We start from the raw sequence: 21,535 nt of genomic DNA on the forward strand, positions 1-21,535 counted from the left end.
TCATGGCCTACCGCAACGCCGCCCGGTAGCACTCGGTCCGGTACGGCACCTCGATCCACTCGCGTCCGCGCAGGTCGGGATGGGTGGCGACGAGTGCGTCGACGTCGTCGAGCAGGGCGTCCCGCTGGTCAGCAGGGAGCAGGATCAGGTGGCTGCGGCTGGCGGCCAGCGTGCGCAGGTCGGCGGCGCGCAGGCGCTGCGTCCAGGGGAACGTCGCGTGCTCGGGTTCGGTGAACGCGTCGCCGAGCTCGGGGTTCCGGTAGCTGGTCTCCAGGGTGTCGCCGCGGTGCACGATCTCCGTCCAGCGCGCCACCCAGTCGTGCTCCTTGTCGCGCACGTTCCAGATCGGCGCCACGGAGCCGCCCGGCCGCAGGACGCGGGCGATCTCGGCGGACGCCGCGGGCGGGTCCACCCAGTGCCACGCCTGCGCGATGGTGACGGCGTCGACGGAGGCGTCCGGCAGGTCGAGCTGCTCGGCCGTCCCGGGCAGTGCCTCGACGCCCGGCAGCGCGGCGGTCAGCTCCGCCCGCATCGCGTCGGACGGCTCCACCGCGATCACGTGCCACCCGAGAGCGACCAGCCGCTCGGTGAGCTTCCCGGTCCCCGCGGCCAGGTCGAGGACGTCGCGGGCCTCCGCCGGGACGGCCCACCGGACGGCCTCGTCGGGGTAGCCGGGCCGGGTGGCCTGGTAGACGGCCGCGGCACGGTCGAACGAGGCGGCGCGGTCGCCGCGGTCGTCGGTGCTCATGACACCGATCGTGCCGCGGCTGCGGGGATCACGCCTCCGGCAGCGGGTCCAGGTACTCCAGGGCGGCCTCGTGCAGCCGCCCGTTCGACACCAGCGCCGAACCGCCGAACGGCCCGGGAACCCCGCGGATCGACGTGAACATCCCGCCGGCCTCGGTGACGATGGGGACGAGCGCGGCCATGTCGTGCAGCGAGAGCTCTGGCTCGGCCGACAGGTCCACCGCGCCCTCCGCGACCAGCACGTGCGACCAGAAGTCGCCGTACGCGCGGGTGCGCCACGTCCGCCGGGTCAGGTTCAGGAACGCGTCGAGCTGGCCGCGCTCCTCCCAGCCGCCCAGCGACGAGTAGGACAGCGAGGCGTCCTCGAGCCGGTCGACCTCGGACACATGCAGCTGGCTGGCGGCGGCCAGCGACTTCCCGGTCCACGCGCCGTTGCCCTGCGCCGCCCACCAGCGCCGACCGAGCGCGGGTGCACTGACGAGCCCGACGACGACCTGGTCGCCGTCCAGCAGCCCGATGAGCGTGGCCCACACCGGCACCCCGCGGACGAAGTTCTTGGTCCCGTCGATCGGGTCGATGACCCAGCGCCGCGGCCCGTGGCCCGTGTCGCCCATCTCCTCGCCGTGCACCGCGTCCCGCGGCCGCGCCCGGGACAGCTGCCCGCGGACGATCTCCTCGGCGGACTTGTCGGCGTCGGTGACCGGCGTCAGGTCGGGCTTCGTCTCCACCCGCAGGTCCTGCGACTTGAACCGCGCCATGGTGATCGAGTCGACCTGGTCCGCGATCACGTGGGCGAGGCGCAGGTCGTCGTCGTACCCGGGGCGCAGGCTCATGCCCGACACGGTAGTGGGTCGAGTTCGCACGTCAGGGACGTGCGGGCTCCCGGTTGTCCGGTTCGCCGCTGCCGAGCCGGCTGGCCAGGAGGCGACGGAAGGACTCGACGCGGGCCGCCCGGGCTGCGCGGGTCACGTCGTCGGGGGAGGCGGCGACCCACTCGTCGAGCGCGCAGTCGGGGGCGTCGTCCGCGTGCGTGCAGCCGCGCGGGCACTCCTCGGCGACCTCCGCGAGGTCCGCGAACGCGCCCAGCAGGTGCTGCGGGTCCACGTGCGCCAGCCCGAACGACCGCACGCCGGGGGTGTCGATGACCCACGTGGGCTTCGACGTCCCCGGCACCCGCAGCGCCACGGCTGAGCTCGATGTGTGCCGCCCGCGCCCCGTCACGTCGTTGACCACCCCGACGGCCCGGTACGTGCCCGGCACCAGGGCGTTCACCAGCGTGGACTTGCCTACGCCCGAGTGCCCGACCAGCACGGAGGTCTTGCCCTCCAGCGCGGCCCGCACGTCGTCGAGCCCGTGGATGATCCGCCCGCCCACGGACTTCTCCGCGCTGGTGACCACCACCTCCACACCGATCGGCGCGTACATGCCGACCAGCTCCGCGGGGTCCGCCAGGTCCGCCTTGGTCAGGGCCAGCAGGGCGTCCATGCGCGCGTCGTAGGCCGCGGCGACGCAGCGGTCGATCATCCGTGTGCGCGGCTCGGGGTCAGCCAGGGCGGTGACGATCACCAGCTGGTCGGCGTTGGCGACGATGATCCGCTCGATGGGGTCGGTGTCGTCGGCCGTCCGCCGCAGGACCGTCCGCCGCTCGCTGATCCGCACGATCCGGGACAGCGAGCCGTCGTCGCCGGACGTGTCGCCGACGATGTCCACCCGGTCGCCCGGCACCACGCGGTCGCGGCCCAGCTCTCGGGCCTTCATCGCGATCGCGACGCGCTCGTCGGGGCCGTCGGGGTCCACCAGGATCGCGTAGCGACCGCGGTCCACGGCGGTCACCAGCGCCACCTCGGCGTCGGCGTGCTCGGGGCGCTGCTTGGTCCGGGGGCGCGAGCCGCGACCGGGACGGATGCGGACGTCCCGCTCGTCGTAGCGCCGGGTGCCCATCAGGCCAGCACGGCCGATCCGGTCAGCATCCCGGCCCACAGCCCGACGAAGTCCGGGAGCGTCTTGGCGGTCGTCGCGACGTCCTCCACCTGCACGCCGGGCACCCGGAGCCCGATGAGGGCGCCCGTGGTGGCCATCCGGTGGTCCTCGTAGGTGTGCCAGGTGGCGCCGGTCAGCGGTCGCGGCGTGATGACCAGGCCGTCCGACGTCTGCTCCGCCTGACCGCCCAGCCGCGTGATCTCGGCCGCCAGCGCCGCCAGCCGGTCGGTCTCGTGGCCGCGCAGGTGGGCGATGCCGCGCAGCCGCGTGGGGGAGTCGGCCAGTGCGGCGAGCGCCGCGATCGTCGGGGCGATCTCGCCTGCGGCGTGCAGGTCCAGGTCCACCCCGCGGATCGCGCCCGTGCCGGTCACGCCCAGCACGTCGCCGTCCAGCCGCGTGGTCGCGCCCATCCGCTCCAGGATGCCGGGCAGCAGGCCGCCGGGCTGCGTCGTCGCGGCGGGCCAGCCGGGGACGCGCACGGTGCCGCCGGACACCAGCGCCGCGCACAGGAACGGGGCAGCGTTGGACAGGTCGGGTTCCACCCGCACGTCCCTGCCGGCGATCGGGCCGGGGGACACCTGCCAGATGGCGGGGCGAGAGTCGTCGACCACCACGCCCGCCTCGCGCAGCAGGGCGACGGTCATCTCGATGTGCGGCAGGCTCGGCAGCGTGCGCCCGGTGTGCCGCAGGGTCAGCCCACGCTCGAACCGCGCGGCCGCCAGCAGCAGCCCGGAGACGAACTGGCTCGACTCGGACGCGTCCACGTCCACCTGGCCGCCGAGCAGGGAACCGCGGCCGTGCACCGTGAACGGCAGGTGGCCGGGCTCGCCGTGCTCCTCGACCCGCACGCCCAGCGTCCGCAGCGCGGTGAGCACCGGACCCATCGGGCGCGCGAGGGCCGAGTCGTCCCCGTCGAACCGGACCGGTCCGTCGGCGAGCGCGGCGACGGCCGGCAGGAAGCGCATCACGGTCCCGGCGAGGCCGCACTGGACGGTGGTCGAGCCGCGCACGGGTCCGGGCGTCACCACCCAGTCGCTGCCGTCCTCGTCGATCCGGGCGCCCAGGCTGGTCAGGGCATCGGCCATCAGGCGCGTGTCGCGCGAGCGCAGAGCACCCCGCAGGCGGCCGGGGGAGTCGGCCAGCGCGGCGAGGACGAGATACCGGTTGGTCAGCGACTTCGAGCCGGGCACCTCGACGAGCGCGTCCAGCGGGGCGTCGGCGAGCGGTGCGGTCCACAGGTCCATGGCACCCAGGTTATCGGGGGTGCCGACGAGAACCCGGGAGCGTCTCAGGCTCCTCAGTCGGAGGCCTTCGCCGCCGCGTGCTCGCTGCGCGCCTTCTGCACGCGCCAGCTGATCCCGGGGCGCCCCTCGAGGTCCACGCCGGCGATCAGGGCGCCGCCGGTGAACGCGAGCGCCCGGACGAGCTTGTCGCGCCGCTCGCGCCGCAGCCGGGGGTCCTCGCCCTTGACCCGCTTGGCGGGCAGGTTCAGCAGGACGAGCGGCGCCGTGAGGGCGGCGAGCGCCAGGGCGGCCGTGCGTGGTGCCTTGCCCAGGGCGAGCAGCACGCCCGCGCCGGCGAGCGCCACGCCGTGCACCTGGACGATCGAGGTCAGCTGGCGGTCGCTGAGCTCGCGGCCGATGGCCTCGCCCGCCGGCCCCTGCCGGACGGTGTCGGGCAGGCGGGAGCGCAGCGTGGCCAGGGCGCCGCGGGCGTCGGCGGCGTGCGCGGCGGGATGCCGGACGACGTCGAGACCCTCGGTGACGAACCACGAGGCGAACAGGGGACGCGCGAGACGGCGCAGCAGCACGGCAGCTCCTCCTACAGGGCTTCTACAGGGCACCGCCGGCGGCGGACGGCGCGTCGGCGGACTCGCCACCGTCGCCGATCTGCTCGCGGGCGACATAGTTCTCGAGGTCGAACAGGTTGTCGCCGGCCCGCGTGGCGACGGTGAGCAGCGTGGTCGCCGAGGCGACCTCCTCCACCTGCTCCTTGAGGAACCAGAGCAGGAACTGCTCGCCCAGGGCGTCGCCCTCGGCGCGCGCAGCCGCGAAGATCGCCTCGATCTGCGCGGTGACCTGCTTCTCCTGCTGGAGCGCCAGGCCGATGGGCTCGGTGACCTGGGTGAAGCCGTTGCGCACGGGGCTGCCGGGCGGGATCGCCACCGGGAGGTCCCGGTCCAGCAGGTACTGCACGATCATCAGCGCGTGGTTCCGCTCCTCGATCGCCTGCCGGTAGTAGTGCCGCGCCAGCTGGGGGAGGTCCTGCCCGTCGAACCACACCGCGATCGCGACGTACTGCTGGTGGGCGTCGAACTCGTGGCCGATCTGCTCGCGGAGCAGGCGCAGGAACGTGGAGTCGTCGGTGCTGCTGGTCATGTCGTCAACCTAGTGCCGTCCCCTGCGGTTGGCGACGGAGGGAATGGCTCGCGCGCTCGCGCCGTTGTGCTGGCCATGAGCTTCGCTACCGAGACGCGCCCTGCGCCGGTCCCTGTGACCGGATGGGCGATCGGTCTCCCCGTAGACACCCTTCCCACCCAGCGGCCCGCGCAGATGCAGCCGCACCGGGTGGATCTCGGGACAGGTGTGGCGTGGCCCACGCCGGTCGGTGGTCCTCAGACTCCGGGGCTAGGCTCGTCGGCGATGAGCGAGGACACGAACCGCGCGCCCGAGTCCGAGGGCGACGCTGCACGGACCGAGAGGTTCGAGGCCGAGGCGCTGGTCTACCTGGACCAGCTCTACGGTGCTGCCCTGCGGATGACGCGCAACCCGGCCGACGCCGAGGACCTGGTGCAGGAGACGTTCGCCAAGGCGTTCGCCGCGTTCCACCAGTACCGCCCGGGCACCAACCTCAAGGCGTGGCTGTACCGCATCCTCACCAACACGTACATCAACTCGTACCGCAAGAAGCAGCGCGAGCCGCAGCAGTCCCGCTCCGAGGAGATCGAGGACTGGCAGCTGGCCCGCGCCGAGTCGCATACGTCGAGGGGTCTGCGGTCTGCCGAGGCCGAGGCGCTCGACCACCTCCCGGACTCCGACGTCAAGGACGCGCTCCAGCGCCTGCCGGAGGAGTTCCGGATCGCGGTGTACCTCGCCGACGTCGAGGGCTTCGCGTACAAGGAGATCGCCGAGATCATGGGGACGCCGATCGGGACAGTGATGTCCCGGTTGCACCGCGGCCGCGCACAGCTGCGCGACATGCTGTCGGACTACGCCCGCGGGCGCGGTCTGGTCGCGGTGGCCCCCGTCGCGCCGGAGGGCGAACGATGAACGACTGGAAAGACGCACCGGACCTGTCGACTGTGTCGTCGTCCAACTGCGGCAACAACTGCGCCGACGCCCTCGACCGGCTCTGGGAGTACCTCGACGCCGAGCTGGGTGCGCCCGACGCGGAGACCGTCCGGTCGCACCTCGCCGAGTGCGAGGGCTGCCTCGAGGAGTACGACGTCGACGTCGTGGTGAAGACCATCGTGAAGCGGGGCTGCCAGGAGGCGGCGCCGGAGCACCTGCGGCTGAAGATCCACGAGCAGCTGACCGTCATGCGGGTCACGCTCGACTGAGAGCCCACACACAGAAGAAGGCCCGGTGCAGCGATGCTGCCCGGGCCTTCTGACTACCTGTCTGCCAACGCTCAGGCGTTGGGACGGTTGCCGTGGTTCGCTGCACTGCCCTTGCGGGAGCGGCGCTTGCGGCCTCGCTTGCTCATGGGATCTTCCTTCGTCGCGTACGGGGGTCGGCGCCCGTGCTACTCGCCGGACTCGCTCCATCGTCCCACATCTCCCGGCCACTCAAGTGCGCGCCCCTCGCGTCCGATATCCAGAGCGTGAGCCACCCGACACAGTCCGTGATCCCGTTCCTGCACGCCCTCGCGAGCACGGGCGGATCCGACCTGCACTGCAAGGTCGGATCAGCACCCCGCGTGCGTGTCGACGGGCGGCTGCGCAAGCTCCAGGTCCCCGACCTGAAGCCCGCCGACACCGAGCGCATGCTCGAGGAGGTCCTGCCCGACGATCTCGTCGACGCCTTCCGGGAGCACAAGGAGGCGGACTTCGCGTACTCCGTGTCCGGCGTCGGGCGGTTCCGCGTCAACGCCTACCAGGCGCGCGGCACGTACGGCCTGGTGTTCCGCCGGGTGGCCGTCGGCGCGCAGGCGCTGGCCGAGCTGTCCCTGCCCGAGGTCGTCGGCGAGCTCGCGCTCGAGCCCCGCGGACTCGTGCTGGTGACCGGTCCGACCGGCTCCGGCAAGACGACCACGCTGGCGTCGATGGTCGACCTCATCAACACGCTGCGCGAGGTCAACATCGTCACCATCGAGGACCCGATCGAGATCCTGCACCAGGACAAGAAGTCGATCGTGTCCCAGCGTGAGGTGCGCCAGGACACGGCCGACTTCACGGTGGCGCTGCGCGCCGCGATGCGCCAGGACCCGGACGTGATCCTCGTCGGCGAGATGCGTGACGTCGAGACCGTCCGCGCGGCCCTGTCCGCGGCCGAGACCGGCCACCTGGTCCTGTCCACGCTGCACACCATCGACGCGGCCGAGACGATCAACCGCATCATCGACTTCTTCCCGCCGCACGAGCAGAAGCAGGTCCGCATCGCGCTGGCGCAGGCGCTGCGCGGCATCGTGTCGCAGCGGCTGGTCCGGCTGGCCAACGGCACGGGCCGTCGTCCGGCCATCGAGGTCATGGTCAACACGGGCCGCACGCGCGACGCCATCCTGGAGCCGGAGGACGCCCCGCCCCTGATCGACCTGATCCGCGAGGGCGACTTCTACAAGATGCAGACGTTCGACCAGCACCTGTTCCAGCTGGTCCGCGACGACATCATCACCTACGACGAGGCGCTGTCCGCCTCGACCAGCCCGCACGACCTCACGGTCGAGCTGCGGCAGGCCGGCCTCGTGTCCTGATCCCTCCCGGAGCGCCCGTGACCGTCAACGGTCACGGGCGCTCTTGTGTCTCCAGACGCGATATGACTCGAGATCTTGCGTGTGGGCGTAACGCGATATAACGTGTCTCCAGACACGAGATATATCGCGAATGGAGAGCATCATGGCAAGCGAGTCCTGGGTCGTCGCCGGCCCGCAGATCATCGAGATCGAGGCGGTCTCCGACCTTCGGGTGCAGCTGGTGGGCGGACGCGTCGACGTCGTCGCGCACGACGGACCGGGAGCCCGGATCGAGGTGCACGACGTCGACGGGCGGCCCCTGGAGGTCAGCCTGTCCGACGGCGAGCTCCGGGTCGGCTACCAGTTCACGCTGGGCGGCTGGGACGGGTTCCTGGAGAAGTTCCGGAACTTCCGCGGTAAGGACCGTGCGGACGTGCACATCGCGATCCCGCGCGGCATCCACGCCAAGGTGGGCACGGTGAGCGCCGACGGCCTGCTCGCCGGCGTGACGGAGGACGCCTCGGTGTCCACCGTCTCGGGCACGCTCATCACCGACGGCACCGTGGGCCGCCTCGGCGCCAACACCGTCTCGGGCGAGATCGTGATCCGCGACCACCGCGGCGACCTCAAGCTCAACTCGGTCTCGGGCGAGCTCGCGGCCTCTGGGGAGCTGAGCCTGGTCCAGGCCAACTCGGTGTCCGGCTCGCTCACGCTCGACGTGACGTCGGGGACCTCCAGCGTGACGGCGACGACGGTCTCCGGGGACGTCACGGTCCGGCTGCCCGCCGGCAAGGGCGTCCAGGTGAAGGGCCAGTCCGTCTCGGGCCGGCTCGTCGTGGACGGGGAGGAGTACAAGGGCTCCTCTCCCGGCCATCGCAAGGTCGACCTGCGCACCGGCGACGGCGCCTGCTTCGTCTCGTCGTCGACGGTCTCCGGGCACCTGACGGTGCTGCGCGGCGCCGGGACCGGGGTCGCGTGATGATGGCCCCGGTCTTCGCGCACGGACAGCTGCGCCTCTACCTGCTGTCGCTCCTGGAGAGCGGGCCCAAGCACGGCTACGAGCTCATCACGGCCCTGTCGGACCGCTTCGGCGGCACCTACCGGCCCAGCCCGGGCACGGTGTACCCGCGCCTCGCCCGCCTCGAGGAGGAGGGCCTGGTCCAGCGGGTCGACGAGGAGCGCAAGAGCACGTACGCCCTGACGGAAGCCGGCTACGCCGAGCTGAACGCCCGGCGTGCGGAGCTGGGCCACCTCGAGGAGGGGATCGCCGAGTCCGTCCGGGAGCGTGCCGCGCAGGTCCGCGAGGACGTGCGGGGGTCGATGCGCGGCCTGCGTGCCGACCTGGCGGCGGCCGCCCAGCAGGCCCGTGCGGATGCGGTGCCGCACCCGGTCGGCGCGCCCGACGAGCCCCGGGTCGCGTCGCACGTGCGGACCAAGGACGCCGAGGCGATGATCCAGCGGTTCCGCGACGAGATCCGCGCGGACCTGCGGCGCGCCGACGCCCGTGGGAGCGTCGAGCAGCTCACGCTCGACACCCTGCGGACCGTGCTGGACTCGGCGCTGACCGCGGTGCGCGGCACGCTGCGATGACGCTCTGGGTGCGGTGGCTGTCAGGCGCCGTCGTCGGGCAGGTCGAGCCAGGCGTGCCAGCCGGTGTGCAGGACAAGCCAGGCCATGAGGCCGTAGCCGGCCTGCCCCGGCAGGATCCCGTCGCCCGCGGCGAGGTCGCCCAGCCACTGGTCGTGGGCGGCCAGGGGCGTGTAGGTATCGACGAAGGGCACCCGACGCCGGGTCGCCACATCCGCGTACGCGGCTGACAGGTCGGCCAGCTTGTCGGCGTCGGCCGTGCTGCCCGGCGGGGGGCCGACGACGAACGTAGGGATCCGGCGCTGGTCGGCCACGTCGAGGATGTTCGCGAGGTTGAGCCGGCTGCGGGCGAGCGAGAGACCCGCCGCGACGTCGGCACGGCCGAGTGCGACGACGAGCCGGTTGTCGGCCTCGGGGGACAGGCGACGCGTGACCTCCTCGTCCCACCGGGCGCCCAGCGCCGTGCTGGTCTCGCCCGGGACCGCGAGGGTCAGCACGGTGAGCGGGGTCGGGGTCGGGGTCCTGGCCGTCACGCGCCCGACCCAGCCGAGCCCCTTGGGATCACCCGCGCCGGCCACGAGCTCGTCGCCGACCACCGCCAGCCTCAGCGGCAGCTCGCCCACACGCCTCACCTCTCGCCGTCCGACCCGTCGTGCGACGGCCGTCGCCGCACAGTGTCTCAGGGCGGGACGGCCGCCGCCGGTTCATCGGCGGGCCTGTCGCAGGTGGGCGGACGCGGGTCAGGCGCTGCGGTACGGGTGGCTCGGCAGGCCGGACGTCAGGTCCGACCAGTCGGCGTGGGACGCGGGGGGCCTGCTGCTGCCCAGGCCGTCGCGGCGCACCGTGACGACCAGACGGGCGACCAGCCAGGCTGCCGCGACGAGTGCGAGGACGATCCATACGGTGGTCATGGCAGAAAGTCTCCGCTCGGCCAGAACGTGCCACGAGTGGCAGAACTGACGCTGACCGTTGACATTCCGCCACGCCGTGCCGATGCTGGCCCCATGCTCCGATCCGTCGCCGCCATCGCCCTTCCGAACGTCGCGCCCTTCGAGCTCGGGGTGGCCTGCGAGGTCTTCGGCATCGATCGTCGGGACACCGGCGGGCCGTCGTTCGACTTCACGCTCTGCGGGATCGAGCCGGGCATCGTGCCGACCAAGGGCGCGGGCTACTCCATCGTCGTCGAGCACGGGCTCGAGGCCACCCGGGACGTCGACCTGGTGATCGTGCCGGCGTACGGGGAGGCCGACGAGGTGCCGGAGGTGGTGCTCGACGCCCTGCGAGCCGCCCACGCACGCGGCGCCTGGGTGCTCAGCATCTGCAGCGGGTCGTTCGCCCTCGGGTACGCGGGCCTGCTCGACGGTCGGCAGTGCACGACCCACTGGATGTACACCGACGAGATGAGCCGGCGGTTCCCGCAGGCCCGGCTCAACCCGGCCGTCCTCTACGTGGACGACGAGCACGTCATCACCAGCGCCGGCACCGCGGCCGGCATCGACGCGTGCCTGCACCTGGTCCGTCGGGAGCTGGGCGCCGCCGCCGCGTCCGCGATCGCCCGGCGGATGGTCGTCCCGCCGCACCGCGACGGCGGCCAGGCCCAGTACGTCGACACCCCGCTGCCCTGCGACGCCGACACCCTGGCCCCGCTGCTCGCGTGGATGGTGGAGAACCTCGAGGAGGAGCTGAGCGTGCCCGACCTCGCGGCCCGCGCGTTCGTCTCCGAGCGGACGTTCGCCCGCCGCTTCCGCGCCGAGACGGGCACCACGCCGGCCGCGTGGGTCACCCGGCAGCGGGTGGTCCGGGCGCAGGAGATGCTCGAACGCTCCGACGCGGGCATCGAGGAGATCGCCCGGCTGTGCGGGTTCGGCACCGCCGCGGTGCTCCGCCACCACTTCGCCCGGACGCTGGGCACCAGCCCGCAGGCCTACCGCCGCACGTTCGCGCCCACCCCGGTCGCCTGACGCGGTCGCCTGACGCGGACTCCTGACGCGACCGAGAGCCGCACCCCAGCGGGGGTGCGGCTCTCGGTCGACCGTTCGTCAGCGCCCGAAGGCGGTCTCGACGAGGGTGGCCTGCTGGGCCTGGTGCTTCTTGGCAGACCCGGCCGCCGGCGACGCCGACTCCTTGCGGGACACCACCCGCAGGGTGCGCCCGAGCAGCTGCGGCAGGTGCATGGACAGGAACGTCCACGGGCCCTGGTTGCGCGGCTCGTCCTGCACCCACACCAGCTCGGCCCCGTCGAACGGCGCGACCGCCGCACGGACCGACTCGGAGTCGAGCGGGTACAGCTGCTCCAGCCGGACGATCGCCGTCTGCTCGTCGCCCGTCTTCACGCGGTGCGCGAGCAGGTCCCAGTAGACCTTGCCCGAGCAGAGCAGCACGCGGGTGACCTGGTCGGCCTTCGCGGACGCGAGCTCGTCGCCGATGACCGTGCGGAACGTGCCCGAGGTGAAGTCCTGCACGTCCGACGACGCCGACTTCAGGCGCAGCATCGACTTCGGCGTGAACACCACGAGCGGGCGACGCGGCCGGGCGTAGGCCTGACGACGCAGCAGGTGGAAGTGCGACGCGGGGGTCGACGGCTGCGCGATCGTCATGTTGTCCTCGGCCGCGAGCTGCAGGAACCGCTCGATGCGCGCCGACGAGTGGTCCGGCCCCTGGCCCTCGTACCCGTGCGGCAGGAGCAGGACGACCGACGACCGCTGCGCCCACTTCTGCTCGGCCGACGAGATGAACTCGTCGATGATCGTCTGCGCTCCGTTGACGAAGTCGCCGAACTGCGCCTCCCAGAGCACCAGGGCGTCGGGACGCTCGACCGAGTAGCCGTACTCGAACCCGAGCGCGGCGTACTCCGAGAGCGAGGAGTCGTAGACCCAGAACTTCGCCTGGTCCGCCGACAGGTACAGCAGGGGCGTCCACTCCGCGCCGGTCTCGCGGTCGTGCATGACCGCGTGCCGCTGCACGAACGTCCCGCGGCGGGAGTCCTGCCCGGCGAGCCGGACAGGGGTGCCCTCGACCAGCAGCGAGCCGAACGCCAGCAGCTCGCCGTAGCCCCAGTCGATGCCGCCCTCGCGGGTCATCGCCTCGCGCTTGGCCAGCAGCTGCGCCAGCTTCGGGTGGACGGTGAAGCCCTCCGGCGGGCGCACGTGCGCGCGGCCGATCCGCTCCAGGGTGCCGGCGTCGACCGCCGTCTTCCAGCCGACCATCACGCCGGCGTCCTCGAGCTGCGACTCCGGCCGCTCCAGGCCCTTGACGGCCTCGGCCTCCGGGGGAGCGGGGGTGTACCCGTCCTCGCGCGTCTCGGTGAACACCCGCTCCAGCTGCGACTGGTAGTCCTGCAGCGCCTGCTCGGCATCGGAGATCGTGAGGTCCCCGCGTGCCACCAGCGTCTCGGTGTAGAGCTTGCGGACCGAGCGCTTGGCCTCGATGAGGTTGTACATCAGCGGCTGCGTCATCGAGGGGTCGTCGCCCTCGTTGTGACCGCGGCGGCGGTAGCAGACCATGTCGATGATGACGTCGCGGTCGAACTGCTCGCGGTACTCGAACGCCAGCTCGGCCACCCGCACGCACGCCTCGGGGTCGTCCCCGTTGACGTGGAAGATCGGCACCTGGAGGCCCTTGGCCACGTCGGTCGCGTACTGCGAGGAGCGCGACGACGACGGCCCGGTGGTGAAGCCGACCTGGTTGTTGATGATCACGTGGATGGTGCCGCCGGTGCGGTACCCGCGCAGCTGCGCCAGGTTGAGCGTCTCGAACACGACGCCCTGACCCGCGAACGCCGCGTCACCGTGGATGAGGATCGGCAGCACGGAGAAGCCGTCGCCACCGAGGTCGATCCGGTCCTGCTTGGCGCGCACGATGCCCTCGAGCACCGGGTCGACCGCCTCGAGGTGCGAGGGGTTGGCGGCCAGGTAGACCGCGGTCGTCGCACCGGACTCGGCGGTGAACGTGCCCTCGGTGCCCAGGTGGTACTTCACGTCGCCCGAGCCCTGGACCGACTTGGGGTCCTGGTTGCCCTCGAACTCGCGGAAGATCTGCGCGTAGGACTTCCCGGCGATGTTGGCCAGGATGTTCAGCCGGCCGCGGTGCGCCATGCCGATGCCGACCTCGTCGAGACCGTTGTTGGCGGCCTTCGACAGGATGGCGTCGAGCAGGGCGATGACCGACTCGCCTCCCTCGAGCGAGAAGCGCTTCTGGCCGACGTACTTGGTCTGGAGGAACGTCTCGAAGGCCTCGGCCGCGTTCAGGCGGCGCAGGATGCGCAGCTGGTCCTCGCGCGGGGTGCGGGCGTAGCCGGACTCCAGGCGCTCCTGGAGCCACTTGCGCTGGCGCGGGTCCTGCAGGTGCATGTACTCGCTGCCCACCGTGCGGCAGTACGAGTCGCGCAGCAGGCCGAGGACCTCACGCAGCTTGGCGCGGGGCTTGCCGGTGAAGCCGCCCGTGGGGAACTGGCGGTCCAGGTCCCAGAGCGTCAGGCCGTGCGTCTGCACGTCCAGGTCGGGGTGCTTGCGCTGGCGATAGGCCAGGGGGTCGGTGTCGGCCATGAGGTGGCCGCGCGACCGGTAGGAGTGGATGAGCTCCGCGATGCGGGCCGGCTTGATGGCCTCGGCGTCGGGGTCGGCGGCCTCGCGCACCCAGCGGACGGGCTCGTACGGCACCCGCAGCGACGCGAACACGCGGTCGTAGAACCCGTCCTCGCCGAGCAGCTTGCGGCCGATGATCCGCAGGAAGTCGCCGGACTGCGCGCCCTGGATGATCCGGTGGTCGTAGGTCGAGGTGAGCGTGAGGACCTTGGAGACGCCCATCTTGTTCAGCGCGTCCTCGGACGTGCCCGCGAACTCCGCGGGGTAGTCCATGGCACCGACGCCGATGATCGTGCCCTGGCCCTGCATCAGGCGCGGGACCGAGTGGACCGTGCCGATGGTGCCGGGGTTGGTCAGCGAGATGGTGGTCCCCGCGAAGTCCTCGACCGTGAGCTTGTTGCCGCGCGCCCGGCGCACGACGTCCTCGTAGGCGGACCAGAACCCGGCGAAGTCCAGGGTGTCCGACTTCTTGATCGACGGGACCATCAGCTGGCGCGTGCCGTCGGGCTTGGCCAGGTCGATCGCGATGCCGACGTTGACGTGCGCGGGCGTCAGGACGCTCGGCTTGTCGTCGTGCAGCGTGTAGGAGGTGTTCATCGCCGGCATCTCCGCCAGCGCCTCCACCAGCGCGAAGCCGATGAGGTGCGTGAACGAGATCTTGCCGCCGCGACCACGGGCGAGGTGGTTGTTGATGACGATGCGGTTGTCGACCATGAGCTTGGCCGGGATGGCGCGCACCGAGGTGGCCGTCGGGACCTCGAGCGAGGCCTCCATGTTGGTCACCACGCGCGCGGCCGGACCGCGCAGCTTCTGGATGTCGTCGGCGGCCTCGGCCTCGTCGGCGGCGGAGGTGCGCTGCGCCACCTGGGCGTAGGGGGCGGTGGCCGGCTGTGCGGTAGCGATGGGCGACGTCACGGCGGGCGGCTCGACGAACGTGGCCGGCGCAGGGGGAGCCGCGGGGGCGACGGGAGGCGCGGCGGGCGCGGGGGCCGGGGCAGCCTGGACCGGCGTCGGCTTCGTCGCCGGGCTGCCGTTCACGGCCGCGGGAGCGGGGGTCGAGCCGTTGGCCGAGCCGTCCTCGGGCTTGTAGCCCTCGAAGAAGTCCCACCACGCCGGGTCGACCGAGTTCTTGTCCCGCTGGTACTGCTCGAACAGCTCGTCCACGAGCCACTCGTTGGCGCCGAAAACGGCGCGCGTCGAGTCAGGATCCGCCATCTGGGTCACGCTGGGATCGCCCACTTCCGCTGCGGTCCGTGACCGCGCCTTTGCTGGTTGGGTTGCGACATCTGTTGATGACAACACTACGGCCTGAGCGCTCGCCGCCCCTCCTCAGGACGGCTCTTCGGGGCGGATCCGCAGGCGTCTTCACCTGGTCAGCACACGCGGGTCAACACGGGGCAACGTGCCAGTTCGGGGGACCTCAAGGCGGGGTTGTCGGCACCCCTGCGAGGTCATGCTTGTGCACACCCGCTCAGGGCGGGTGCACGCGGTCACGTGATGTCGCGCCGGAACGTGGTCAGGCGCCCGATGAGGGCCAGCCCGAGGCCGTACGCGAGGAGCACGAGGGCGCCCTGCCACCACTCCAGGAGCGTGCCGACGCCGGTCTCGGAGTAGAAGCTGCCGCCGGAGATCGCCTCCCCGGCCGCGCCCGGCAGGTACGCGGAGATGCCCGCACCCCAGCTGGTCAGACCGAGCACGAAGCGCAGGACCGGCTCGACGAACTGCGTGAAGGCCAGCACGACGACGATCACGGCCACCTGGTTGGTGAGCACCGAGCCGAACCCCACGCCGACGATCGCCCACAGGGCCAGCGCCAGCACCGACAGCCCGATCGTCCGCCAGGTCGAGGCCTGGTCGAGGAACGTGGGCTTGTCGAGCAGCGTCAGCACCGCGGCCCCCGCGCCAACCGCGGCGAGCGTGCCGACGAGCCCGTAGAGGAGGCCGAGGATGCCCGCGGAGATCACCTTGGCGGACACGAGGACGGTGCGGCGTGGCTCCGCGAGCAGGGTGGGAGTGATCGTCTGGTGCCGGAACTCGGACGCGACGGCCAGCGCGCCGACGACCAGCGGGAAGACGTAGCCGAACGTCACGGCGATCGTGTAGACCGCCCGCACGACGGCGTCGGGAGCCAGGACCACGTCCTCGCCCGTGCCGCTGGACATGTTCCCGCCCTGCGTGATGGCCCAGCCGAGCCCGGCGGCCAGGAACGCCATGTAGACGGCCATGGCCAGCAGGAGGATCCACCACAGGCGGGTGGTGACGAGCTTGCGGTACTCGGTGACCAGCGCGGCGCGCATCAGGCCACCGCCGACTCGACGGCGCCGACGAGCTGGAGGAACAGTCCCTCGAGCCCGGGATCTCGGCTGGTCAGCTCGTGCAGCTCGACGCCCGCGGCGAACGCGGCCGCCCCGACCGTGGCGGCCTCCACGTCCCACAGGTCCGCCACGCGCGGGTCACCCGCATCGGTGCGGGTCCACCCCGATCGCTCGACCAGGGCGGCCAGCCCGGGGGCGTCGGGGGAGAGCACGCGCACCTGGACGCGCGCCATGCCGGCGAGCTCGGTCAGCGAGGACGCGTGCGCGAGCCGGCCGCGGGCGATGATCACCACGTCGTCCACGGTCTGCTCGACCTCGGACAGCACGTGGCTCGACACCAGGATCGTGCGGCCCTCGGCGGCCAGCGCGCGCAGGAACCCGCGCAACCAGCGGATCCCCTCCGGGTCGAGCCCGTTGGCCGGCTCGTCGAGCAGGAGCACCCGCGGGTCGCCCAGCAGGGTGGTCGCCAGGGCGAGCCGCTGCCGCATGCCGAGCGAGAACCCGCCGACCCTGCGGTGCGCGGCGTCGGCCAGGCCCACGAGCTCGAGCACCTGCGCGGCGCGTGCGTCGGGGACGCCGACCTGCGGGGTGTAGAGCCGCAGGTGGTCGAGCGCGGTGCGGCCCGGGTGAAAGCTCGCCGCCTCGAGCGCGGCGCCGACCGTGCGCAGCGGTCGGCTGATCTGACCGTAGGCCCGGCCGCCGATGGTCGCGACGCCCGACGTGGGCCGCACCAGTCCCAGCAGCATCCGGAGCGTGGTCGTCTTGCCCGCACCGTTCGGTCCGAGGAAGCCCGTCACGCGACCGGGTGCCACCTCGAACGAGAGGTCGTCGACCGCGCGGACGGGACCGAACGACTTGGACAGGTGCTCGACGATGATGGTGCCGTCGCTGGTCATGCGGGCAACGCTATCCGGCGGTCCGGCCGGTCGCGGGGAGCGTGACGCGCATGGTGCAGCCCACCTCGGTGTCCGCCACCTCGATCCGGCCCCCGTGCAGCTCCACGGCCCACCGCACGATCGCGAGGCCCAGGCCGGTGCCACCCGTGGAGACCTGTCCCGTGAGCGCGGGGGTGTTGCCGCGGACGAACCGCTCGAACACGTGCGGTCGCTGGTCGCGCGCGATGCCCGGTCCGTGGTCGACCACGTCGATGCGCACCTCCGCCCCCACGCGCGAGGCCTCGAGCCGCACCTCGTCGTCGTCGGGGGAGTGCCGGACCGCGTTGTGCAGGAGGTTGGCGACCACCTGGTGCAGGCGGTCGGGGTCGGCGGGCACCGTGAGGTCCGGGGGCTCGACGACGACGGGGAAGCGCAGGCGCTTGGTGGCGCCGACGAGCATCGCGCCCTCGGCGGCCTCCTCGAGGAAGTCCTGGAGTCGCACGTCGGCGACCTGCAGCGGGACGTCGCCCGCCTCCAGCCGGGACAGGTCGAGCAGGTAGGTGACCAGCCGGCCGAGGCGCTCCGTCTGCGCCAGAGCGGCCTGCATGGTGGCGGGGTCCGCCTCAGTGACCCCGTCGACGATGTTCTCCAGCTGCGCCTGGAGCGCGGTGACCGGGGTGCGCAGCTCGTGCGAGACGTTCGCCACCAGCTCGCGGCGGAACAGGTCGGCCTTCTCGAGGTCGTCGGCCATGGTGTTGAAGGCGTCCGCGAGCTGGCCCACCTCGTCCAGGCTCGTCGCCCGCACCCGGCGGCTGTAGTCCCCGGCGGCCATCCGGCGGGCCGCGTAGGTCATCTCCCGCAACGGTGACGTCATGCCGCGGGCGAGCAGTTGCGTCACGATGAGCGACCCGATGACGGCGATCGGGAGCGTACGCGAGGGGCCTAGGTGGTTGTACAGACCGACCCAGGTGATGAACGCCGCGGCCGTGACCGTGGCTGCCACCAGCACACCGAGCTTGATCTTGATGGAGCTCAGGCGGTCGAGCGGCCGGACGTCCGGGATCCGCGAGCGGGCGAACTCGCCGCGGACGTGCCGGGGTGCGTTCACGCGCCCTCGGGGACCTGCGCCCCGCCGGCGTCACCGGTGCCGTCGTTCGGCTCGAAGGCGTAGCCGACGCCGTGCACCGTGCGGATCAGGTCGGGGCCGAGCTTGCGGCGCAGCGCCTTGATGTGGGAGTCGACCGTGCGGGTGCCGCTGGCGTCCACCCAGTCCCACACCTCGGCCAGCAGGCGCTCGCGGGTGAGCACGGTGCGGGGCGTCGCGGCGAGGGCGAGCAGCAGGTCGAACTCGGTGGGGGTCAGGTGCACCTCGGTCTCGCCGCGCAGGACCCGGCGCTGGGCACGGTCGACCGTGACGTCGCCCAGCACCAGCGGCGGGTCGGGCTGCTCGGCGGAGGCCATCTCCGCGGCCCGCGTCGCGCGCTCGGTACGCCGCAGCAGCGCCTTGGTGCGCGCCACCAGCTCCCGCATCGAGAACGGCTTGGTCATGTAGTCGTCGGCGCCGACGCCCAGACCGATGAGCATGTCCGTCTCGTCGTCGCGCGCCGTCAGCATGAGCACCGGGACCGGCCGCTCGGCCTGGATGCGCCGGCACACCTCGAGCCCGTCGATTCCGGGGAGCATCACGTCGAGCACCACCACGTCCGGGCGCAGCCGCGACGCCGCGCTCACGCCGCTCAGCCCGTCACCGACCGCCTCGACCGTCCAGCCCTCCGCGGAGAGCCGGTGCACGATCGCCTGCGCGATCGCCGGTTCGTCCTCGACCACCAGGACCGTGGTGCCGGCAGCTCCGCCGGGCGCCGTCATCGGCCCACCGCTCACGTTCGCCATGGCGCCAGCGTCGCACAGGCTCGGGGCGTTGACGCCCCGATGCGTGGACGCACCGGGTGGTGTCGCGTCGTCGCCCGTATGATCGAGCCCACCATGAGCAGCTCAAGTCGCTGCCGGCGTCCCGCCCGGGCCCACCAGCCCGGGGGAGACCATGCCGGCCACCTCTTCTCCTTCTCACTCCCTCCGGGGATCCCCACCAGCGCCGACCTGAGGGTCGGCGTTCGTCGTGGCTTCCGTCCTGCGAGGGGCAGCGCCGCGTGCTGACCGAGTGGTTGCTGGTCGGGCTGGGCGTGCTGCTCACGCTCGGCACCGCGGTGTTCGTCGCCAGCGAGTTCTCGCTGGTCACCCTGGACCCGGGCCTCGTCGAGGGCCAGGCGGCTCCGGACGACCGGCGCAGCCAGTCGGTCCTCAAGGCGCTCCGGCGCCTGTCGACCGAGCTCTCCGGCGCCCAGCTCGGCATCACGCTGACCACCATCCTGCTCGGGTACACCACGCAGCCGGCCGTCGCGCGGCTGCTGCGCCTGCCGCTCCAGGACTCGGTGCTCGGTCAGGCGGCCGGTGGCCTCATCGCCGCGGTGCTCGCGATCGTCCTGGTGAACGGGTTCTCCATGGTCGTCGGCGAGCTCATCCCCAAGAACCTGGCGATCAGCCGTCCGCTGCCCACCGCCCGCATGGTCGCCCCGCTCCAGAGCGGCTTCACGAGCGCGCTGCGCCCGCTCATCACCGTGTTCAACGGCAGCGCCAACGCCCTCCTGCGCAGCTTCGGGATCGACCCGCGCGAGGAGCTCTCCGGTGGGCGCTCCCCGCAGGAGCTCGCCGCGCTCGTGCGCCGGTCGGCGGAGGTCGGGACGCTCGACGAGTCCACCGCGACCCTGCTCACCAACTCGATCGAGTTCACGGAGCTGACGGCGGTCGACGTGATGACGGACCGGTTGCGGCTCGTCGTCGTCAGGCGCGAGGAGTCGGCCGCGGACGTCATCGACCTCGCCCGCCGCACCGGGCACTCCCGGTTCCCGGTGATCGGCGACTCCAGCGACGACATCGTCGGGCTCGTGCACCTCCGCCGGGCGATCGCGGTGCCGTACGAACGCCGGGCGGAGGTGCCCGCGGCCGCACTCATGGTCGACGCGCCGCGGGTGCCCGAGACGGTGCACCTGGGCCCCCTGCTGGTCGAGCTGCGTGAGCAGGGCCTGCAGATGGCCGTCGTCGTCGACGAGTACGGCGGCACCTCGGGCGTCGTGACGCTGGAGGACGTCGTCGAGGAGCTGGTGGGGGACGTCGCCGACGAGCACGACCGCCGACGCGCCTCGACGGCCCGATCGGCGGACGGGTCGTGGCTGCTGCCCGGCGTGCTGCGGCCCGACGAGCTGGTGGAGGTCACCGGTCTCCACGTCCCGGCCGAGGGGCCCTACGAGACCCTCGGCGGGCTGCTGATGTTCGTGCTCGGACGCATCCCGGCCGACGGTGACCAGATCGTGGTCGACGGGGTCCAGATCCAGGTCGAGGCGATGGCCGGACGACGGGTCGAGCGCGTGCGGGTGCGCGAGGCCGCCCCCGGCCAGGAGGACGGGTCATGAGCTCGAGCCTCGCGCTGGTCCTCGGTGTCCTGCTGCTCGCCGCGAACGCGTTCTTCGTCGGCGCCGAGTTCGCCATCATCTCCGCGCGGCGCAGCGCGATCGAGCCGCTCGCCCGGGAGGGCGACCGCCGTGCGATCACGGTGCTGTGGGCCATGGAGCACGTCTCCCTCATGCTCGCGTGCGCCCAGCTGGGCATCACCGTGTGCTCGACGAGCCTGGGTGTGGTCGCCGAGCCGGCGATCGCGCACCTGATCGAGGGTCCGCTCGACGCGCTCGGGGTCGACGAGGACCTGACGCACCCGATCGCGTTCGTCGTCGCGCTCGCGATCGTCGTGTACCTGCACGTGGTGCTGGGCGAGATGGTGCCCAAGAACCTCGCCGTCGCCGGCCCCGACCGCGCGGTCCTCATGTTCGGCCCGCCGCTCGTGTGGATCGCCCGCCTGGTGCGTCCGGTCATCACCGCCCTCAACTGGATCGCCAACCACGCGCTGCGGCTGTTCGGCGTCGAGCCCAAGGACGAGGTGGCCTCCGCGTTCACGGCGCAGGAGGTGCAGTCGATCGTCGAGCGGTCGCAGGCCGAGGGGCTCCTCGAGGACGAGCAGGGGCTGCTCGCCGGCGCGATCGAGTTCTCCGACCGCACCGCGCACGACGTCATGATCAGGACCGAGGAGCTGGTGACCGTCGGTCAGGGCAGCACGCCCGAGGACGTCGAGAAGCTCGTCGCCCGGACCGGGTTCAGCCGGTTCCCCGTCGTCGACGACGCGGGGTCACCCTCCGGCTACCTGCACCTCAAGGACGTGCTCTACGCCGACGAGCAGACCCGGAGCGCACCGGTCCCGGCCTGGCGCGTGCGGGCGCTGGCGGTCGTCGGACCACAGGACGAGGTCGAGGACGCGCTCGCGGCGATGCAGCGCTCGGGGTCGCACCTGGCCCGCGTCGACGAGGCCGGGGTGGCCGTCGGGGTGGTCTTCCTCGAGGACATCCTGGAGGAGCTGGTGGGCGAGGTCCGCGACGCGATGCAGCGAGGCCAGCTGTCCTGAGCGGTCGTCCGGTTGTAAGGATCGCGTGCGCACCGTCGGCGTGTCGTTCCG

22 protein-coding genes are annotated in these 21,535 nt (G+C 72.4%); 8 read left to right on the forward strand and 14 right to left on the reverse strand.

Annotated features, from left to right (window positions below; all coding sequences use genetic code 11):
* Positions 1 to 7: 7 nt before the first annotated feature.
* Genes ACO06A_RS14375 through ACO06A_RS14400 form a run of 6 tightly spaced genes read right to left on the reverse strand, consistent with a single transcriptional unit; the run spans position 8 to position 5,105 of the window.
* Complete coding sequence (locus tag ACO06A_RS14375) at positions 8 to 748, reverse strand: class I SAM-dependent methyltransferase (protein WP_421732914.1); 741 nt, start codon at positions 746 to 748, stop codon at positions 8 to 10.
* Positions 749 to 776: 28 nt separating this feature from the next.
* Positions 777 to 1,580: a histidinol-phosphatase gene (gene hisN, locus ACO06A_RS14380; RefSeq protein ID WP_421732915.1), complete on the reverse strand. Its 804-nt coding sequence runs from the start codon at positions 1,578 to 1,580 to the stop codon at positions 777 to 779.
* Positions 1,581 to 1,611: 31 nt separating this feature from the next.
* The gene (gene rsgA / locus ACO06A_RS14385; protein WP_421732916.1) at positions 1,612 to 2,688 is read right to left on the reverse strand and encodes a ribosome small subunit-dependent GTPase A; all 1,077 of its coding nucleotides are present in this window, start codon (positions 2,686 to 2,688) and stop codon (positions 1,612 to 1,614) included.
* Positions 2,688 to 3,971 (reverse strand): 3-phosphoshikimate 1-carboxyvinyltransferase, encoded by a 1,284-nt coding sequence (gene aroA / locus ACO06A_RS14390; protein ID WP_421732917.1) that lies wholly within the window; start codon positions 3,969 to 3,971, stop codon positions 2,688 to 2,690. The genes rsgA and aroA overlap by 1 nt, the downstream gene beginning before the upstream one ends.
* 53 nt (positions 3,972 to 4,024) lie before the next feature.
* A complete protein-coding gene (locus ACO06A_RS14395; RefSeq protein WP_421732918.1) occupies positions 4,025 to 4,537 on the reverse strand; it encodes a DoxX family protein in 513 nt (170 codons plus the stop codon).
* A gap of 22 nt (positions 4,538 to 4,559) precedes the next feature.
* Positions 4,560 to 5,105 carry a ferritin gene (locus ACO06A_RS14400; protein ID WP_421732919.1) on the reverse strand — a complete coding sequence of 182 codons (546 nt, stop codon included), beginning with the start codon at positions 5,103 to 5,105 and terminating at the stop codon, positions 4,560 to 4,562.
* Positions 5,106 to 5,279: 174 nt separating this feature from the next.
* On the opposite strand from ACO06A_RS14400, the gene ACO06A_RS14405 reads away from it, so the two are divergent.
* Positions 5,280 to 5,996 (forward strand): sigma-70 family RNA polymerase sigma factor, encoded by a 717-nt coding sequence (locus tag ACO06A_RS14405; protein ID WP_421736071.1) that lies wholly within the window; start codon positions 5,280 to 5,282, stop codon positions 5,994 to 5,996.
* Complete coding sequence (gene rsrA, locus ACO06A_RS14410; RefSeq protein ID WP_175348335.1) at positions 5,993 to 6,286, forward strand: mycothiol system anti-sigma-R factor; 294 nt, start codon at positions 5,993 to 5,995, stop codon at positions 6,284 to 6,286. Before ACO06A_RS14405 ends, rsrA begins: the two co-directional genes overlap by 4 nt.
* Positions 6,287 to 6,357: 71 nt before the next feature.
* Here rsrA and ACO06A_RS14415 read toward each other — a convergent pair whose 3' ends face one another.
* The gene (locus tag ACO06A_RS14415) at positions 6,358 to 6,432 is read right to left on the reverse strand and encodes a 50S ribosomal protein bL37 (protein WP_155859599.1); all 75 of its coding nucleotides are present in this window, start codon (positions 6,430 to 6,432) and stop codon (positions 6,358 to 6,360) included.
* Between the two features lie 117 nt (positions 6,433 to 6,549).
* Between ACO06A_RS14415 and ACO06A_RS14420 the strand changes: the two genes are divergently transcribed.
* The 3 genes from ACO06A_RS14420 (at position 6,550) to ACO06A_RS14430 (ending at position 9,207) form a co-directional block, all read left to right on the forward strand.
* Positions 6,550 to 7,638, forward strand: a complete 1,089-nt coding sequence (locus tag ACO06A_RS14420) for a PilT/PilU family type 4a pilus ATPase (protein WP_175348336.1) — start codon at positions 6,550 to 6,552, stop codon at positions 7,636 to 7,638.
* A 142-nt stretch (positions 7,639 to 7,780) separates the two neighbouring features.
* Entirely contained in the window at positions 7,781 to 8,596 is an 816-nt protein-coding gene (locus ACO06A_RS14425; protein WP_421732920.1) for a DUF4097 family beta strand repeat-containing protein, read from the forward strand.
* Positions 8,596 to 9,207 carry a PadR family transcriptional regulator gene (locus ACO06A_RS14430; RefSeq protein WP_421732921.1) on the forward strand — a complete coding sequence of 204 codons (612 nt, stop codon included), beginning with the start codon at positions 8,596 to 8,598 and terminating at the stop codon, positions 9,205 to 9,207. The genes ACO06A_RS14425 and ACO06A_RS14430 overlap by 1 nt, the downstream gene beginning before the upstream one ends.
* A gap of 20 nt (positions 9,208 to 9,227) precedes the next feature.
* On the opposite strand, the gene ACO06A_RS14435 is transcribed toward ACO06A_RS14430, so the two are convergent.
* Together ACO06A_RS14435 and ACO06A_RS14440 are read right to left on the reverse strand one after the other, a co-directional pair.
* The gene (locus tag ACO06A_RS14435) at positions 9,228 to 9,827 is read right to left on the reverse strand and encodes a GDSL-type esterase/lipase family protein (protein WP_421732922.1); all 600 of its coding nucleotides are present in this window, start codon (positions 9,825 to 9,827) and stop codon (positions 9,228 to 9,230) included.
* Positions 9,828 to 9,944: 117 nt separating this feature from the next.
* On the reverse strand, positions 9,945 to 10,115 hold the full coding sequence (locus ACO06A_RS14440) for a hypothetical protein (protein WP_421732923.1): 171 nt from the start codon (positions 10,113 to 10,115) through the stop codon (positions 9,945 to 9,947).
* A 93-nt stretch (positions 10,116 to 10,208) separates the two neighbouring features.
* Between ACO06A_RS14440 and ACO06A_RS14445 the strand changes: the two genes are divergently transcribed.
* Positions 10,209 to 11,165: a GlxA family transcriptional regulator gene (locus ACO06A_RS14445; RefSeq protein WP_421732924.1), complete on the forward strand. Its 957-nt coding sequence runs from the start codon at positions 10,209 to 10,211 to the stop codon at positions 11,163 to 11,165.
* 78 nt (positions 11,166 to 11,243) lie between these two features.
* On the opposite strand, the gene ACO06A_RS14450 is transcribed toward ACO06A_RS14445, so the two are convergent.
* The 5 genes from ACO06A_RS14450 to ACO06A_RS14470 form a co-directional block, all read right to left on the reverse strand.
* On the reverse strand, positions 11,244 to 15,002 hold the full coding sequence (locus ACO06A_RS14450) for a multifunctional oxoglutarate decarboxylase/oxoglutarate dehydrogenase thiamine pyrophosphate-binding subunit/dihydrolipoyllysine-residue succinyltransferase subunit (protein ID WP_421732925.1): 3,759 nt from the start codon (positions 15,000 to 15,002) through the stop codon (positions 11,244 to 11,246).
* Between the two features lie 275 nt (positions 15,003 to 15,277).
* Entirely contained in the window at positions 15,278 to 16,084 is an 807-nt protein-coding gene (locus tag ACO06A_RS14455) for an ABC transporter permease (protein ID WP_421732926.1), read from the reverse strand.
* Positions 16,084 to 16,998 (reverse strand): ATP-binding cassette domain-containing protein, encoded by a 915-nt coding sequence (locus tag ACO06A_RS14460; protein ID WP_421732927.1) that lies wholly within the window; start codon positions 16,996 to 16,998, stop codon positions 16,084 to 16,086. Before ACO06A_RS14460 ends, ACO06A_RS14455 begins: the two co-directional genes overlap by 1 nt.
* 10 nt (positions 16,999 to 17,008) lie before the next feature.
* On the reverse strand, positions 17,009 to 18,085 hold the full coding sequence (locus tag ACO06A_RS14465) for a sensor histidine kinase (protein ID WP_421732928.1): 1,077 nt from the start codon (positions 18,083 to 18,085) through the stop codon (positions 17,009 to 17,011).
* Positions 18,082 to 18,867: a response regulator transcription factor gene (locus ACO06A_RS14470; RefSeq protein WP_421732929.1), complete on the reverse strand. Its 786-nt coding sequence runs from the start codon at positions 18,865 to 18,867 to the stop codon at positions 18,082 to 18,084. The genes ACO06A_RS14465 and ACO06A_RS14470 overlap by 4 nt, the downstream gene beginning before the upstream one ends.
* Before the next feature lie 257 nt (positions 18,868 to 19,124).
* Between ACO06A_RS14470 and ACO06A_RS14475 the strand changes: the two genes are divergently transcribed.
* Together ACO06A_RS14475 and ACO06A_RS14480 are read left to right on the forward strand one after the other, a co-directional pair.
* A complete protein-coding gene (locus ACO06A_RS14475; protein ID WP_421732930.1) occupies positions 19,125 to 20,444 on the forward strand; it encodes a hemolysin family protein in 1,320 nt (439 codons plus the stop codon).
* Positions 20,441 to 21,484: a hemolysin family protein gene (locus ACO06A_RS14480; RefSeq protein WP_421732931.1), complete on the forward strand. Its 1,044-nt coding sequence runs from the start codon at positions 20,441 to 20,443 to the stop codon at positions 21,482 to 21,484. Before ACO06A_RS14475 ends, ACO06A_RS14480 begins: the two co-directional genes overlap by 4 nt.
* Positions 21,485 to 21,535: the final 51 nt, after the last annotated feature.

This window comes from Cellulomonas sp. (assembly GCF_965229465.1).
Classification (GTDB): domain Bacteria; phylum Actinomycetota; class Actinomycetes; order Actinomycetales; family Cellulomonadaceae; genus Cellulomonas.

Excerpts from the sequence above, each read along its gene's own strand:
- rsgA (WP_421732916.1), bottom strand. The coding sequence starts at position 2,688 with ATGGGCACCCGGCGCTACGACGAGCGGGACGTCCGCATCCGTCCCGGT.
- ACO06A_RS14405 (WP_421736071.1), top strand. The coding sequence starts at position 5,280 with ATGCAGCCGCACCGGGTGGATCTCGGGACAGGTGTGGCGTGGCCCACG.
- ACO06A_RS14450 (WP_421732925.1), bottom strand. The coding sequence starts at position 15,002 with ATGGCGGATCCTGACTCGACGCGCGCCGTTTTCGGCGCCAACGAGTGG.
- rsrA (WP_175348335.1), top strand. The coding sequence starts at position 5,993 with ATGAACGACTGGAAAGACGCACCGGACCTGTCGACTGTGTCGTCGTCC.
- ACO06A_RS14375 (WP_421732914.1), bottom strand. The coding sequence starts at position 748 with ATGAGCACCGACGACCGCGGCGACCGCGCCGCCTCGTTCGACCGTGCC.
- ACO06A_RS14440 (WP_421732923.1), bottom strand. The coding sequence starts at position 10,115 with ATGACCACCGTATGGATCGTCCTCGCACTCGTCGCGGCAGCCTGGCTG.
- aroA (WP_421732917.1), bottom strand. The coding sequence starts at position 3,971 with ATGGACCTGTGGACCGCACCGCTCGCCGACGCCCCGCTGGACGCGCTC.
- ACO06A_RS14480 (WP_421732931.1), top strand. The coding sequence starts at position 20,441 with ATGAGCTCGAGCCTCGCGCTGGTCCTCGGTGTCCTGCTGCTCGCCGCG.
- ACO06A_RS14445 (WP_421732924.1), top strand. The coding sequence starts at position 10,209 with ATGCTCCGATCCGTCGCCGCCATCGCCCTTCCGAACGTCGCGCCCTTC.
- ACO06A_RS14400 (WP_421732919.1), bottom strand. The coding sequence starts at position 5,105 with ATGACCAGCAGCACCGACGACTCCACGTTCCTGCGCCTGCTCCGCGAG.
- ACO06A_RS14430 (WP_421732921.1), top strand. The coding sequence starts at position 8,596 with ATGATGGCCCCGGTCTTCGCGCACGGACAGCTGCGCCTCTACCTGCTG.
- ACO06A_RS14455 (WP_421732926.1), bottom strand. The coding sequence starts at position 16,084 with ATGCGCGCCGCGCTGGTCACCGAGTACCGCAAGCTCGTCACCACCCGC.
- ACO06A_RS14460 (WP_421732927.1), bottom strand. The coding sequence starts at position 16,998 with ATGACCAGCGACGGCACCATCATCGTCGAGCACCTGTCCAAGTCGTTC.
- ACO06A_RS14425 (WP_421732920.1), top strand. The coding sequence starts at position 7,781 with ATGGCAAGCGAGTCCTGGGTCGTCGCCGGCCCGCAGATCATCGAGATC.
- hisN (WP_421732915.1), bottom strand. The coding sequence starts at position 1,580 with ATGAGCCTGCGCCCCGGGTACGACGACGACCTGCGCCTCGCCCACGTG.
- ACO06A_RS14470 (WP_421732929.1), bottom strand. The coding sequence starts at position 18,867 with ATGGCGAACGTGAGCGGTGGGCCGATGACGGCGCCCGGCGGAGCTGCC.